The following is a 15,909-nucleotide window of genomic DNA, read 5'->3' on the forward strand; positions in this document are numbered from 1 at the left end:
TCGAGACAGAGGGCTGGGCCAACGGCGGCTGTTCGGATCCCTGAAATTCATTTTGCGTCTGTCGACGGACGTTGGACATCAAACGATGGCAGTCAGCCCGTTCAAGTTCTTGCAGGAAGTGCGCTCGGAGACTGCCAAGGTCACCTGGCCGACCCGCCGCGAGACCACGATCACCACCATCATGGTGTTCGTCATGGTCGCCGTGGCCTCGATCTTCTTCTTCGCCGCCGACCAGATCATCCGCTACCTCATCACCTTCCTCCTGGGCATTCACTGATGGCAACAGCAACCGCTCAACTGTCCGACAAGCGCTGGTACATCGTCCACGCCTATTCGAATTTCGAGAAGAAGGTCGCCGAATCGATCCGCGAGCAGGCCAAGCAGCGCGGGCTCGAGGAGCTGTTCGAGCTGGTGCTGGTGCCGACCGAGAAAGTCACGGAAGTGCGCCGCGGCCGCAAGATCGACGCCGAGCGCAAGTTCTTCCCGGGCTATGTGCTGGTGAAGATGAAGCTGACCGACGAGGCGTTCCATCTGATCAAGAACACGCCGAAAGTGACGGGCTTCCTCGGCGCCGAGAACAAGCCGATGCCGATCTCGGAAGCTGAGGCCATGCGCATCCTGCACCAGGTGCAGGAGGGCGTGGAACGGCCGAAGGCGTCGGTGTCGTTCGAGATCGGCGAGAACGTGCGCGTGGCCGACGGCCCGTTCGCCTCGTTCTCAGGTGTGGTCGAGGAAATCGACGAGGCGCGCTCGCGCGTGAAGGTCGCCGTGTCGATCTTCGGCCGTGCCACGCCGGTCGAGCTGGAATTCGGTCAGGTCGAGAAGGTCTGACCGGACGAGGCGTGAGGCTTTGGCCTCACGCGACGAGAGGCCGTGGGAGGACGAGGGCGGTTGCCAGCCGCACATCGATCCCGACCACGAACCTGAAACCGCCGGCTCCGTCGGCACAACAGGAGTGATACATGGCAAAGAAAGTGACCGGATACCTGAAGCTTCAGGTCCCGGCCGGTGCGGCGAATCCTTCGCCCCCGATCGGTCCCGCGCTCGGTCAGCGCGGTCTCAACATCATGGAGTTCTGCAAGGCGTTCAACGCCCAGACCCAGAAGGAAGAGAAGAACACCCCGATCCCGGTGATCATCACCATCTATGCGGACCGTTCCTTCACCTTCGAGATGAAGACGCCGCCGATGTCCTACTTCCTCAAGCAGGCCGCCAAGATCCAGTCCGGCTCGAAGGCGCCGGGCCGTGACAAGGCCGGCAAGGTGACCAAGGCGCAGGTGCGCGAGATCGCCGAGAAGAAGATGAAGGACTTGAATTGCGACACCATCGAATCGGCCATGAAGATGGTCGAGGGCTCCGCCCGCTCGATGGGTCTGGAAGTTGCGGGGTAAGCGGCCATGGCAATCGGAAAGCGTTTGAACAAAGCCCGCGAAGGCATTGACCGCGAAAAGCTTTACCCGCTCGCGGACGCCATCAAGATGGTCAAGGAGCGCGCGAAAGCGAAGTTCGACGAGACCATCGAGGTCGCGATCAATCTCGGCGTCGATCCGCGTCACGCCGACCAGATGGTCCGCGGCGTCGTGACCCTGCCGAACGGCACCGGCCGTACGCTCCGCGTCGGCGTGTTCGCCCGTGGCGCCAAGGCCGACGAAGCCAAGGCCGCCGGTGCCGACGTCGTCGGTGCCGAAGACCTGGTCGAGAAGGTGCAGAACGGCACCATCGATTTCGATCGCTGCATCGCCACCCCCGACATGATGCCGCTGGTCGGCCGTCTCGGTAAGGTGCTCGGCCCGCGCGGCCTGATGCCGAACCCGAAGATCGGCACCGTGACCATGGACGTCACCGGTGCGGTGAAGGGTGCTAAGGGCGGTTCGGTCGAGTTCCGCGTCGAGAAGGCCGGCATCCTGCAGGCCGGTGTCGGCAAGGCCTCGTTCTCCGAGGAGAAGCTGGTCGAGAACATCAAGGCTCTCGCTGACGCTGTCTCCAAGGCGAAGCCGGCCGGTTCCAAGGGCACTTATATCCAGCGCGTTGCGGTGTCCTCGACGATGGGCCCCGGCGTGAAGGTCGAGCCGGGCACCATCCTCGGCTGAGGTTTGGAAATTGCATGAGGCGAGGGGCGGAATTGGGCAACCGATTCCGCCCCTCGTCGTTTGTGGCGGCGCTCTCCGGAAACAAGAACAATGGCTGACAAGGTCCTGATCTATTCGCGCTTTCCCAAGAGCATGATGGCGCGTTTCGCCGAGCGGTTCGAGCTGCTCGACACCGGCGGCAAGCCCGCGCGCGAGGTGTTTTCGGCCGATGTGCTCGGCGGCATCCGCGCGATGCTGACCGCGGGTGGCACCCCGCTCGGCGCGGAGGCGATGGACCTGCTTCCAAAGCTCGGCGCCATCGTCTGTTATGGTACCGGCTATGACGGCGTCGACCTGAAGGCCGCCGCCGTCCGCAACATCGCGGTCGGCCACAGTCCGGGCGCCAACGCCGCCTCGGTCGCCGACATCGCGATGACCCTGATGCTGGCGACGACGCGGCGGATTTTGGTGGCCGACCAATATGTCCGCAGCGGCGATTGGGCGGCGTCAAAACAGTCGCCGATGATGCGCCCGCAAGCGGGCATGCCCGGCCGCCGCATCGGCGTCTATGGCATGGGCGAGATCGGCCGCAAGATCGCGGCACGCTGCGCGGCGTTCGAGAGCGAGGTCGGCTATTACAGCCGCACCAAATACGATCTGCCCTATCAATATTTCCCGTCGCTGGAGGCGCTGGCCGACTGGTGTAGCGTGCTGATGATCGCCGTCCGGGCAGGGGCGGAGACCCAGCATGTCGTCAATGCCGATATCCTGAGGCGCCTCGGCGCGGACGGCTACGTCGTCAACATCTCCCGCGGCTCGGTCATCGACGAGAAGGCGCTGGTCGCGGCGCTCACCGACAAGACCATTGCCGGCGCCAGTCTCGACGTCTATGAGAAGGAACCGCACGCCCCTGACGCCTTGACTGCGCTCCCCAACGTCGTGTTCGCGCCTCATATCGGCGGCCATACCCTGGACTCGCACGTCGCCATGCAGAATTGCGTGCTGGCGAACCTGACCGCGTTCTTCGAGGGCAAGCCGCTGCCTTACGCGGTCAAATCGGCCTGAATCGGTCCTTGTTGGGCGATCTCAAGCTCGGCCGGCAATCGATTGGAACTGGTGTGAATTTTGCTCTTGGCAAGGAGGCCCGGAGCGGTTAAAGAACCGCCTCCGGACGTGCCGGCCTCGGCTGGCGCGTCTGTGCACGCATTCCGAAAACCCGACGGCAGGAGATCATTCCTTTTCAGGACGTCCGCAAGGATTTGCCCGGAAAAGGAAGGAAAACCGTCGGTTGGCTGGGATGCGGGCAGAGGTCGGGCGGTTCGCCGGCTGACCTTGTCCTGTCCAAGACTGCAGGCGCCCGCGGGAAATTTCGATTTCTCAACGGCTTAATCGCATGGCCTGCATAGACGGGTGAAGACCGGATTTCACTTCGCACCCAGCTTTAAGGGCTGGCCTTGCGAAACGGGTCTGGTTCGGACCTCGACACGCCGTGGGCCACTTAAGGGGCTCTCGGAGGGCAGGCTTTGAATTGTCGTCTTGCCCGGCGTGTCCGAAGGGTTTTGGCCCGGAGGTTCAGGTTTGGGCGGGACGATGGGTGCAACCCGGCGGTCCCGCTTCTCGCGATGACCGCCAACCGGAGAGAGCTTGCTGTGGAACGAGCGGCAAAAAAAGAAGCGGTCGAACAGCTCAATGAGGTCTTCAAGACCACGAGCGTCGCGGTCGTTGCTCAATATTCCGGCCTCACCGTCGCCCAGATGCAGAAGCTGCGCCAGCAGATGAAGCAGGCGGGCGCTGCGGTGAAGGTCTCGAAGAACCGTCTCGCCAAAATTGCTCTTGAAGGCACTGACGTCGTTGCCATCGGCCCCATGCTGAAGGGACCGACCGTGATCGCCACTTCGAACGATCCGGTAGCGGCGCCAAAGGTCGCCATCGAATTCGCCAAGGCGAACGAAAAGTTCGTCATCGTCGGCGGATCGATGGGGAAGACCGTCCTGAATGTCGACGGCGTGAAGGCGCTTGCCTCGCTGCCGTCGCTTGACGAACTGCGCGGCAAGATCGTCGGCCTCATCGTGGCCCCGGCGACCAAGCTGGCCCAGCTCGCCAATGCGCCTGCGGGCAAGCTCGCGCGCGTCATCCAGGCTCATGCCTCAAAGGGCGAAGCGGCCTGACGCCCTTCGCAAAACTCAAACCCGAACCAGACTTACACTCAAGGAAACTGAACAATGGCTGACTTGCAGAAGATCGTTGACGACCTCTCGAGCCTCACCGTGCTCGAAGCTGCTGAACTGGCGAAGCTCCTCGAAGAGAAGTGGGGCGTTTCGGCTGCCGCGGCTGTCGCCGTGGCCGGCCCGGCTGCTGCTGGCGGCGCTGCCGCTCCGGCGGAAGAGAAGACCGAGTTCACGGTCGTTCTCGCCAGCGCCGGCGACAAGAAGATCGAGGTCATCAAGGAAGTCCGCGCCATCACCGGTCTCGGCCTGAAGGAAGCAAAGGACCTCGTCGAGGGTGCTCCGAAGCCGCTGAAGGAAGGCGTGAACAAGGAAGAAGCCGACAAGATCAAGGCCCAGCTCGAGAAGGCTGGCGCCAAGGTCGAGCTCAAGTAAGCAACGCTTGCTGGCGGGATCCCGGCCGCGCATCGGCGAGGCCCGGATCCCGGTCCGCTCCTCAAGAGGGTGGACCCGATGCAAAAGGCGTGCGACGGAACGTCCCGACGCAGGCCGAACACGAAAAAGTGTGGGGATTTGAGGGTTTAACCCTCGAATCTGCACTATTGTCGCCCCATATCGGGTCGACAGCACGAAAGCGCGGTGGGCAGGGATGCCGGATTTCCCTGTAAGCCGTTGGGAGAGCAGGCTATTTCGGGCTTTTGCAGTCCGTGAAGATGATCGTTGTGACGGGCGGGCGCGCATCTGCGCCCCGCGCGTCGTTTTGCGTTTTGAAGGTCTGAAGAACAGATTCAGGACATCGGCGCCTGAAACTGCGTCTCCGGCCCCCAAGACGGGTTCGAAAAATTCAACCCGGAAAGCGGTGGCAGCCGCGTTCCGGACGGCGCGCCCAGAGCGGGCGACGAAAATGAGAGGCCACGATGGCGCAGCAGACATTCACCGGTCGCAAACGCGTTCGCAAGTTCTTCGGACACATCAAGGAAGTCGCCGAGATGCCGAACCTCATCGAGGTTCAGAAGGCGTCCTATGACCAGTTCCTGATGGTCGACGAACCCCCGGGCGGTCGTCTCGACGAGGGTCTGCAGGCGGTGTTCCGCTCGGTGTTTCCGATTTCCGACTTCTCGGGCACCTCGATGCTGGAATTCGTCCGCTACGAGTTCGAGCAGCCGAAATACGACGTCGACGAGTGCCGCCAGCGCGGCATGACCTTTGCTGCGCCGCTCAAGGTGACGCTGCGCCTCATCGTGTTCGATATCGACGAGGAGACCGGCGCCAAGTCGGTGAAGGACATCAAGGAGCAGGACGTCTACATGGGCGACATCCCGCTCATGACGATGAACGGCACCTTCATCGTCAACGGCACCGAGCGCGTCATCGTCTCGCAGATGCACCGGTCGCCCGGCGTGTTCTTCGACCACGACAAGGGCAAGACCCATTCCTCGGGCAAGCTGCTGTTCGCCGCCCGCGTCATCCCGTATCGCGGCTCCTGGCTCGACATCGAGTTCGACGCCAAGGACATCGTCTATGCGCGTATCGACCGTCGCCGCAAGATTCCGGTGACGTCGCTGATGTTCGCCCTCGGCCTCGACGGCGAGGCGATCCTGTCCACGTTCTACAAGAAGATCCTCTACAAGCGGACCAAGGAAGGCTGGCGCGTTCCGTTCGACGCCAACCGTTTCCGCGGCTACTCGACCGTCAACGACCTGATCGATGCCGACACCGGCAAGGTCGTGCTCGAGGCCGGCAAGAAGCTCACCGTCCGCGCCGCCCGCCAGCTCCAGGAGAAGGGGCTGAAGGCGCTGCGCATGGCCGACGAGGAACTGGTCGGTAACTACGTCGCCGAGGATCTCGTCAACCCGAAGACCGGTGAGATCCACGCCGAGGCCGGTGAGGAAATCACCGACAAGCTGATGAAGGCGCTCAACGAGCAGGGCTACAAGGAGCTGCCGCTGCTCGACATCGATCACGTCAATGTCGGCCCCTACATCCGCAATACGCTGTCGGCCGACAAGAACATGACGCGTGAGGACGCGCTGTTCGACATCTACCGCGTGATGCGTCCGGGCGAGCCGCCGACGCTGGAATCGGCGCAGGCCATGTTCCAGTCGCTGTTCTTCGACGCCGAGCGCTACGACCTCTCCGCGGTCGGCCGCGTCAAGATGAACATGCGTCTCGATCTCGATGCGCCCGACACACAGCGCACGCTGCGCAAGGAGGACATTCTCTCCGTCATCAAGACGCTGGTGGATCTGCGCGACGGCAAGGGCGAGATCGACGACATCGACCATCTCGGCAACCGCCGTGTGCGCTCGGTCGGCGAGCTCATGGAGAACCAGTACCGCATCGGCCTGTTGCGCATGGAGCGCGCGATCAAGGAGCGCATGTCCTCGGTCGATATCGACACGGTCATGCCGCAAGACCTGATCAACGCGAAGCCTGCGGCTGCCGCCGTGCGCGAGTTCTTCGGCTCCTCCCAGCTCTCGCAGTTCATGGACCAGACCAACCCGCTCAGCGAGATCACCCACAAGCGTCGCCTGTCGGCGCTCGGACCGGGCGGTCTGACCCGCGAGCGCGCCGGCTTCGAGGTGCGCGACGTGCATCCGACGCATTACGGCCGCATCTGCCCGATCGAGACGCCGGAAGGTCCGAACATCGGTCTGATCAACTCGCTCGCGACCTTCGCGCGCGTGAACAAGTATGGCTTCGTCGAGACGCCGTATCGCAAGGTGAAGGACGGCCGCGTGACGGACGAGGTCGTGTATCTGTCGGCGATGGAAGAAGGGCGCTATTCGGTGGCCCAGGCCAACGTGCCGGTCGATGCCAAGGGCCGCTTCACCGAAGACCTCGTGGTCTGCCGTTCGAGCGGGACCCGCGACGTCGTGCCGATGACGCCCGACAAGGTCGACTACATGGACGTGTCGCCGAAGCAGCTCGTTTCGGTCGCCGCGGCGCTGATCCCGTTCCTCGAGAACGACGACGCCAACCGCGCGCTGATGGGCTCGAACATGCAGCGCCAGGCGGTGCCGCTGGTTCGCGCCGAGGCGCCGTTCGTCGGCACCGGCATGGAGGGCGTGGTTGCCCGTGACTCGGGCGCCGCGATCGCGGCGCGCCGCTCGGGCGTGATCGACCAGATCGACGCCACCCGCGTCGTCATCCGCGCCACGGAAGATCTCGATCCGACCAAGTCGGGCGTCGATATCTACCGCCTCATGAAGTACCAGCGCTCCAACCAGTCGACCTGCATCAACCAGCGTCCGCTGGTGAAGGTCGGCGACATCGTCAAGAAGGGCGACATCATCGCCGACGGTCCGTCGACCGATCTCGGCGAGCTCGCGCTCGGCCGGAACGTGCTGGTCGCGTTCATGCCGTGGAATGGCTACAACTTCGAAGACTCGATCCTGCTCTCCGAGCGGATCGTGAAGGAAGACGTCTTCACCTCGATTCACATCGAGGAGTTCGAGGTGATGGCCCGCGACACCAAGCTCGGACCTGAGGAAATCACCCGCGACATTCCGAACGTTTCGGAAGAAGCGCTGAAGAACCTCGATGAAGCCGGTATCGTCTACATCGGTGCGGAAGTGCGCGCCGGTGACATCCTGGTCGGCAAGATCACGCCGAAGGGCGAAAGCCCGATGACGCCGGAAGAGAAGCTCTTGCGCGCCATTTTCGGCGAGAAGGCCTCCGACGTTCGCGATACCTCGCTGCGCGTTCCCCCGGGCGTGCAGGGCACGATCGTGGAAGTGCGCGTCTTCAACCGCCACGGCGTCGACAAGGACGAGCGTGCGCTGGCGATCGAGCGGGAAGAGATCGAGCGCCTCGCCAAGGACCGCGACGACGAGCAGGCGATCCTGGACCGCAACGTCTACAACCGTCTTGCCGAGCTCCTCGAGGGACGGCAGGGCATTGCTGGTCCGAAGGGCTTCAAGAAGGACACCAAGATCACCCGTGCGGTGCTCGAGGAGTACCCGAAGTCGCAATGGTGGCTGTTCGCTTCGCCGAACGACAAGCTGATGGCCGAGATCGAGGCCATGCGGAAGCAGTACGACGAGTCGAAGAAGGGGCTGGAACAGCGCTTCCTCGACAAGGTCGAGAAGCTGCAGCGCGGCGACGAATTGCCGCCCGGCGTGATGAAGATGGTCAAGGTCTTCGTCGCGGTGAAGCGCAAGATCCAGCCCGGCGACAAGATGGCCGGCCGCCACGGCAACAAGGGCGTGGTGTCGAAGATCGTGCCGATCGAGGACATGCCGTTCCTCGAAGACGGCACGCATGCCGACATCGTGCTCAATCCGCTCGGCGTGCCCTCGCGCATGAACGTCGGACAGATCCTCGAGACCCATCTCGGCTGGGCCTGCGCCGGTCTCGGCAAGCGTATCGGCCAGACGGTCGATGCTTATTTGTCGAAGCAGGACATCAAGCCGTTGAAGGAAACCTTGAAGAAGGTCTACGGCGAGGACGAGACGATCAAGTCGCTCAACGACAACGAGCTGCTCGAACTCGGCCATAACCTCAGCCGCGGCGTGCCGATCGCGACGCCGGTGTTCGACGGTGCCAAGGAAGCCGACATCGAGGAGATGCTGAAGCTTGCCGGTCTCGACGCTTCGGGTCAGTCGACCGTCTATGACGGCCGCACCGGCGATCCGTTCGATCGCAAGGTGACGGTGGGCTACATCTACATGCTCAAGCTGCACCATCTCGTCGACGACAAGATCCATGCGCGTTCGATCGGTCCGTACTCGCTCGTCACCCAGCAGCCGCTGGGCGGCAAGGCACAGTTCGGCGGTCAGCGCTTCGGCGAAATGGAGGTGTGGGCGCTCGAGGCTTACGGCGCGGCGTACACGCTCCAGGAGATGCTGACGGTGAAGTCGGACGACGTCGCCGGCCGCACCAAGGTGTACGAGGCGATCGTGCGCGGCGACGACACGTTCGAGGCCGGTATTCCGGAATCCTTCAACGTGCTGGTCAAGGAAATGCGCTCGCTCGGCCTCAACGTCGACCTGCACAACTCCAAGATGGGACCGGCGCCGACGTCGGAAGCGGCCGAGTAATTCGACCTGTCATGCCCGGCCTTCACGGCCGGGCATTGGCGCCCCTCCCGAGGCCTTGAGGGCAGGGCGCCCCGCTTGAGTGATTTTCGAATTTGCGGCCGGAGGCGACCGGCACGCGAGGAGAACACGATGAACCAAGAAGTTATGAATCTCTTCAACCCGACGACGCCGGCTCAGGTCTTCGACCAGATCCGGATCTCGATCGCGTCTCCAGAGAAGATTCTGTCCTGGTCCTACGGCGAGATCAAGAAGCCGGAGACCATCAACTACCGGACCTTCAAGCCCGAGCGCGACGGCCTGTTCTGCGCCCGCATCTTCGGGCCGATCAAGGACTACGAGTGCTTGTGCGGCAAGTACAAGCGCATGAAGTACAAGGGCATCATCTGCGAGAAGTGCTCGGTCGAGGTCACGCTGTCGCGCGTCCGGCGCGAGCGCATGGGCCATATCGAGCTCGCAGCCCCGGTCGCCCACATCTGGTTCCTGAAGTCGCTGCCCTCGCGCATCGGCCTCCTGCTCGACATGACGCTGAAGGATCTCGAGCGGATCCTCTACTTCGAATATTACGTCGTGCTCGAGCCGGGCCTCACCGCGCTGAAGGACCGTCAGCTGCTGTCGGAAGACGAGTATCTGAAGGCGCAGGACGAGTACGGCCAGGACAGCTTCACGGCCATGATCGGCGCCGAAGCGATCCGCGAGCTGCTCAAGGGCATGGACCTCGAGAAGCTCGAGGCCTCCTTGCGTGCCGAGATGCAGGAGACCGACTCCGACATCAAGCACAAGAAGCTCGCCAAGCGCCTGAAGATCGTGGAAGCATTCCGCCACTCCGGCAACAAGCCGGAATGGATGATCATGACCGTGGTCCCGGTGATCCCGCCGGACCTGCGTCCGCTGGTGCCGCTGGACGGCGGCCGCTTCGCGACCTCGGACCTCAACGACCTCTACCGCCGCGTCATCAACCGCAACAACCGCTTGAAGCGGCTGATGGAGCTGCGTGCGCCCGACATCATCATCCGCAACGAGAAGCGCATGCTTCAGGAGGCGGTCGATGCGCTGTTCGACAACGGTCGGCGCGGCCGCGTCATCACCGGCGCCAACAAGCGCCCGCTGAAGTCGCTCGCCGACATGCTCAAGGGCAAGCAGGGCCGCTTCCGCCAGAACCTGCTCGGCAAGCGCGTCGACTATTCGGGCCGTTCGGTGATCGTGGTCGGTCCCGAGCTGCGCCTGCATCAGTGCGGCCTGCCGAAGAAGATGGCGCTCGAGCTGTTCAAGCCGTTCATCTATTCGCGGCTTGACGCCAAGGGCCTGTCCACCACCGTGAAGCAGGCCAAGAAGCTGGTCGAGAAGGAGCGGCCCGAGGTCTGGGACATCCTGGACGAGGTGATCCGCGAGCATCCGGTGCTGCTCAACCGCGCGCCGACGCTGCACCGCCTCGGCATCCAGGCGTTCGAGCCCGTGCTGATCGAGGGCAAGGCGATCCAACTCCACCCGCTGGTCTGCTCCGCGTTCAACGCCGACTTCGACGGCGACCAGATGGCCGTGCACGTTCCGCTGTCGCTCGAAGCGCAGCTGGAAGCGCGCGTCCTGATGATGTCGACCAACAACATCCTGCACCCGGCGAACGGCCAGCCGATCATCGTGCCGTCGCAGGACATCGTGCTCGGTCTGTACTACGTCTCGATCATGCGCGAAGGCCTGCCCGGCGAGGGCAAGGTGTTCGGCGACATGGCCGAGCTCGAGCACGCCCTGCACGCGAAGGTCATCCACCTCCACACCAAGATCAAGTACCGGTGGGAAGGCATGGACGAGACCGGCAAGGTCTCCAAGCGCTGGATCGAGACCACCGCCGGCCGCGTCATGCTCGGCAACCTGCTGCCGAAGAACCCGCGGATCTCGTACGAGATCATCAACAAGCTGATGACCAAGCGCGAGATCTCCGGCGTCATCGACCAGGTCTACCGCCACTGCGGCCAGAAGGAGACGGTGATCTTCTGCGACCGCATCATGGCGCTCGGCTTCTACAACGCGTTCAAGGCCGGCATTTCGTTCGGCAAGGACGACATGGTCGTGCCGCACGGCAAGTGGAAGATCGTCGATACCACCCGTACGCTGGCGAAGGATTTCGAGCAGCAGTACAACGACGGTCTGATCACGCATGGCGAGAAGTACAACAAGGTCGTCGACGCCTGGTCGAAGGCCACGGAAGAAATCGCCAAGGCGATGATGAAGGAGATCTCCGCCACCAAGAAGACGGCGAGCGGAGCCGACGCCGACATCAACTCGATCTACATGATGGCTCACTCCGGTGCCCGCGGTTCGCCGGCCCAGATGCGCCAGCTCGCCGGCATGCGCGGCCTGATGGCCAAGCCGTCGGGCGAGATCATCGAGACGCCGATCATCTCGAACTTCAAGGAAGGCCTCTCGGTGCTCGAGTACTTCAACTCGACCCATGGCGCCCGCAAGGGCCTCGCGGACACCGCGTTGAAGACCGCGAACTCGGGCTACCTGACCCGTCGTCTCGTCGACGTGGCGCAGGACTGCATCATCACGCAGAGCGACTGCGGCACCAAGCTCGGCATCAAGATGCGCGCCATCGTCGACGCCGGCACCGTGGTAGCCTCGCTCGGCTCGCGCATCCTCGGACGCACGGCCTGCGAAGACGTGCGTGACGGCTCGGGCAAGGTGATCGTCAAGCGCGACACGCTGATGGAAGAAAGCCACGTGGACGCCATCCATCAAGCCGGCATCCAAGAGGTGAAGATCCGCTCGGCGCTGACCTGCGAGCTCGTCAACGGCATCTGCGGCAAGTGCTACGGCCGCGACCTCGCCCGCGGCACGCCGGTCAACCACGGCGAAGCGGTCGGCGTCATCGCGGCGCAGTCGATCGGCGAGCCGGGCACCCAGCTCACCATGCGCACCTTCCACATCGGCGGTGCGGCGCAGCTCAACGAGCAGTCCTTCGTCGAAGCCAACTTCGACGGCAAGATCGTGATCAGGAACAAGGCCATCGCCCGCAACAGCGAAGGTCACCTGATCGCGATGGTGCGCAACATGGTTGTCGCGATCGTCGATGCCGACGGCACCGAGCGTGCGACGCACCGTATCCAGTACGGTTCGCGCCTGCATGTCGACGAGGGCGACATGGTCAAACGCGGCCAGCGCATCGTCGAGTGGGATCCCTACACCCGTCCGCTGCTCACCGAAGTCGAAGGAACCATCGGCTTCGAGGATCTGCTCGAGGGGCAGTCGATCTCGGAAACGCTCGACGAAGCCACCGGTATCGCCAAGCGCGTGGTCATCGACTGGCGCTCGACGCGCGGCGGCTCGGACCTGCGTCCGGCCATCGTGGTCAAGGGCAAGGACGGCAAGGTGCTCAAGCTCGGCCGTGGCGGCGATGCCCGCTACATGCTGTCGGTCGACGCGATTCTCTCGGTCGACATCGGAGCCAAGGTCCAGCCGGGCGATATCCTCGCCCGTGTCTCGACCGAAAGCGCCAAGACGCGTGACATCACCGGCGGTCTGCCGCGGGTGGCGGAACTGTTCGAGGCTCGGCGTCCGAAGGATGCGGCGATCATCGCCGAAATCGCGGGCACCATCCGGTTCGGGCGCGACTACAAGAACAAGCGTCGCATCTCGATCGAGCCGATGGACAAGACCGACGAGCCGCGCGAGTACCTGATCCCGAAGGGCAAGCACATCCACCTTCAGGACGGCGACGTCGTCGAAAAGGGCGACTTCATCGTGGAAGGCAACCCGGCGCCGCACGACATCCTTGCGGTGAAGGGCATCGAGGAACTCGCGGCCTATCTGGTTAACGAGATCCAGGAGGTCTACCGGCTGCAGGGCGTGCTCATCAACGACAAGCACATCGAGGTGATTGTCCGTCAGATGCTCCAGAAGGTGGAAATCACCGACCAGGGCGATACGGACATGATCTCCGGCGAGCAGGTCGACAAGATCGAGTTCGACGCGCTGAACGCGAAGGCCAAGGAGGAGGGCAAGAAGCCCGCCACGGGAACGCCGGTTCTGCTCGGCATCACCAAGGCGAGCCTCCAGACCCGCTCCTTCTTCTCGGCGGCATCGTTCCAGGAGACCACCCGCGTCCTCACCGAAGCGGCGGTCAACGGCAAGATCGATCCACTCGAAGGCCTCAAGGAGAACGTCATCGTCGGCCGGCTGATCCCGGCGGGCACCGGCGCCTCCATGGCCAAGATCCGCGAAGTCGCCATGAAGCGCGACAAGCTGATCCTGGACGAGCGCGAGAAGCAGGCGGCCGTCGTGTCGCCCGCGCCGGAAGCGGAGCCGATGGCGCTGCCGCCTGCGGAATGACCGTTCATCCGTAGGAATACTGGGGACAATGAAAAGGCCGGCTTTTGCCGGCCTTTTTTGCTGCTTTCATTGCTTGCTGCGATGCGGGATAACCTTTGTTCATCTTTCCTTCAGTCGCAAAAGTGCTTCTGCTAGGAGAGCTTAGACCGGGGGTCCCGTGAAGGGGCAGGGCCGGAAGACCACGGAACTCTCATGCTTGATCTCGCAATCGTAGGCGGCGGCCCTGGCGGGCTGATGAGCGCCTGGTATCTGAAGCGCAAGCTCGGCGATCTCTGCCGCGTCACCATCTACGAGGCCTCCGACCGGCTCGGCGGCAAGATCGTCACGCGTAAATTCGATACTGCGCCCGCGATGTACGAGGCCGGCGTTGCCGAAATCTACGATTACTCGATGACCGGACCCGATCCGCTGCGCGAGCTGATCCAGCATTTCGGCCTCCAGACCATTCCGATGGACGCCGAGCAGGTACATTTCGGCGGCGAGCTCCTGAATGACGTGCCGGGCATGCGCCGCAAATACGGCGCCAAGACCGCGGCCGCGATCGAGGCGTTCCGCAAGCGCTGCACCGAGGTGATGTCGCCGATCGAATATTACGAGGGCGTTGGCGCGCACGACAATGAGAATCCCTGGGCCTACAAGACCGCCGAGCAGGTGCTCGACGAGGAGGTCGAGGACGAGACGGCAAAGCGATTCTTCAAGGTGATGGCGCGCTCCGACATCGCGACCGAGAGCCACAACACCAACGGTCTCAACGCGCTCAAGAACTATCTGATGGACGTCGACGGCTATATCGGCCTCTATTCCATCCAGAACGGCAACGAGCAGCTGATCGAGTGCCTGCAGTCGGAGGTCAATGCCGACATCCAGCTCAATCACCGCGTGCTCACCGTCGGCAAGGCGCCGACCGGCCGCTATCAGCTCAAGATGATGAACGGCAAGGGACCGGAGACCCGCGACTTCGACCTCGTGCTGGTCTGCCTGCCGCATTCCTGGCTCGCCACCCTCGGCTGGGAGGGCGAGCAGCTGCGCAAGTCGATGGTCAAGCACGTTGCCTATTTCGACCGCCCCGCGCACTACCTGCGCGTCTCGATCCTGTTCGACGAGCCGTTCTGGGGCGAGAAGATTCCGGGCGCCTGGTTCATGTCGGAGGCCTTCGGCGGCTGCTGCGTCTACAACGAGGGCGCGCGCCACGACGTCGGCAGGCATGGTGTTTTGAACTGGCTCATTCCCGGCTCCGACGCGCTGGCTTTTGCCAATCTGTCGGACCAGGAGCTGATCGATGCCGCCCTGAAATCGCTGCCGGCTTCTCTCGGCGATGCGCGTTTGCATTTCATCGAAGGCAAGATCCACCGCTGGCTGTCGTCGGTGAACGGGCTGCCGGGTGGCTTGCCCGTACGCGACGTCATGACCAATCACCGGCCCGAGCCGAAGGAGCATCCCGGCATCGTGGTGGTCGGCGACTATCTGTTCGATTCGACGCTGAATGGCCTACTCGACTCCTCGGACGCGGCGACCGACATCATCCTGACCGAGATGATGCGCCTGCGCCGCGAACGCGCGCAGGAGGACAAGCCGCTCTCGGACAAGATCGATCGCGATTATTTCGAGAACTATCGCGGCCTCGGTCCCTATCATGAAGCGTGGCGGCACTTCACCGATCCCGATTACCTCACCAGGCTGATCGGCATCGTCTGGGGCAAGGCTGCGGGCGCCAAGCTGCTGGTGGCGGGCTCTGCCAGCGGCGAACTGGTCGGCGCGCTGCGCGATCGCGGCATCGATGCATGGGGGATCGAGAACAACCGCGCCATCCATGCCAAAACACCGAAAGCACTGAAGAAGTACAACAAGCTCGGCTCGATCACCGACATGCCGTTCAAGGACGGCACGTTCGACTTCGTGTTCGAAACCAGCCTCTGCCACGTTTCCCCGAAGCAGGTGGTCCGCGCGATCCGCGAGCTCAACCGCGTGGTCAAGACCGGCCTCGTGTTCGGCTCGATCACCTCAGACATGGCGCCGGGCCTGATCGACCGCTACGACCTCCTGCGTGGGGTCAAGAAGCTCGGCACCTGGTGGGAATGGTCCGAACTGTTCTTCGGCAACGGCTTCGACCTGTCGATGCACCGCAAGGATTGTGCCGATGCGCTCTGGGAGGCGACGCTCGCCGCCAATAAGGGGCCGGGGCAGTGGTACGCGGACGCCGATAGCCTGCGCTATTCCTTCTTCGACAAGGTCGAGGACGAGGACTAGCCGCGGGGCGGCTCCCGATTCGCCAATTGTTTTGCCGAATTCGTCCTGATCGCATAGAAT

The 15,909-nt window shown here is 63.3% G+C and carries 10 protein-coding genes; all 10 read left to right on the forward strand.

The window, feature by feature from the left end; all coding sequences use genetic code 11:
- The first annotated feature begins 85 nt into the window (after positions 1–85).
- Positions 86–277, forward strand: a complete 192-nt coding sequence (gene secE / locus YU9_RS0117785; RefSeq protein WP_007611620.1) for a preprotein translocase subunit SecE — start codon at positions 86–88, stop codon at positions 275–277.
- Complete coding sequence (gene nusG, locus YU9_RS0117790) at positions 277–831, forward strand: transcription termination/antitermination protein NusG (protein WP_007602985.1); 555 nt, start codon at positions 277–279, stop codon at positions 829–831. The genes secE and nusG overlap by 1 nt, the downstream gene beginning before the upstream one ends.
- Positions 832–962: 131 nt before the next feature.
- Positions 963–1,391, forward strand: a complete 429-nt coding sequence (rplK, locus tag YU9_RS0117795) for a 50S ribosomal protein L11 (RefSeq protein ID WP_011088164.1) — start codon at positions 963–965, stop codon at positions 1,389–1,391.
- Positions 1,392–1,397: 6 nt separating this feature from the next.
- Positions 1,398–2,090 carry a 50S ribosomal protein L1 gene (rplA, locus tag YU9_RS0117800; protein ID WP_025037003.1) on the forward strand — a complete coding sequence of 231 codons (693 nt, stop codon included), beginning with the start codon at positions 1,398–1,400 and terminating at the stop codon, positions 2,088–2,090.
- A 90-nt stretch (positions 2,091–2,180) separates the two neighbouring features.
- Positions 2,181–3,134 carry a 2-hydroxyacid dehydrogenase gene (locus YU9_RS0117805; RefSeq protein ID WP_027574046.1) on the forward strand — a complete coding sequence of 318 codons (954 nt, stop codon included), beginning with the start codon at positions 2,181–2,183 and terminating at the stop codon, positions 3,132–3,134.
- A gap of 584 nt (positions 3,135–3,718) precedes the next feature.
- Positions 3,719–4,237, forward strand: a complete 519-nt coding sequence (rplJ, locus tag YU9_RS0117810; protein WP_025037001.1) for a 50S ribosomal protein L10 — start codon at positions 3,719–3,721, stop codon at positions 4,235–4,237.
- Between the two features lie 54 nt (positions 4,238–4,291).
- Positions 4,292–4,669, forward strand: a complete 378-nt coding sequence (gene rplL, locus YU9_RS0117815) for a 50S ribosomal protein L7/L12 (RefSeq protein WP_027574047.1) — start codon at positions 4,292–4,294, stop codon at positions 4,667–4,669.
- A gap of 482 nt (positions 4,670–5,151) precedes the next feature.
- Positions 5,152–9,276: a DNA-directed RNA polymerase subunit beta gene (gene rpoB, locus YU9_RS0117820; RefSeq protein ID WP_027574048.1), complete on the forward strand. Its 4,125-nt coding sequence runs from the start codon at positions 5,152–5,154 to the stop codon at positions 9,274–9,276.
- Positions 9,277–9,405: 129 nt separating this feature from the next.
- Complete coding sequence (rpoC, locus tag YU9_RS0117825; protein ID WP_027574049.1) at positions 9,406–13,602, forward strand: DNA-directed RNA polymerase subunit beta'; 4,197 nt, start codon at positions 9,406–9,408, stop codon at positions 13,600–13,602.
- A gap of 192 nt (positions 13,603–13,794) precedes the next feature.
- On the forward strand, positions 13,795–15,849 hold the full coding sequence (locus tag YU9_RS0117830; protein WP_027574050.1) for an FAD-dependent oxidoreductase: 2,055 nt from the start codon (positions 13,795–13,797) through the stop codon (positions 15,847–15,849).
- Positions 15,850–15,909: the final 60 nt, after the last annotated feature.

It is taken from the genome of Bradyrhizobium sp. WSM1743, from assembly GCF_000473065.1.
GTDB lineage: Bacteria > Pseudomonadota > Alphaproteobacteria > Rhizobiales > Xanthobacteraceae > Bradyrhizobium.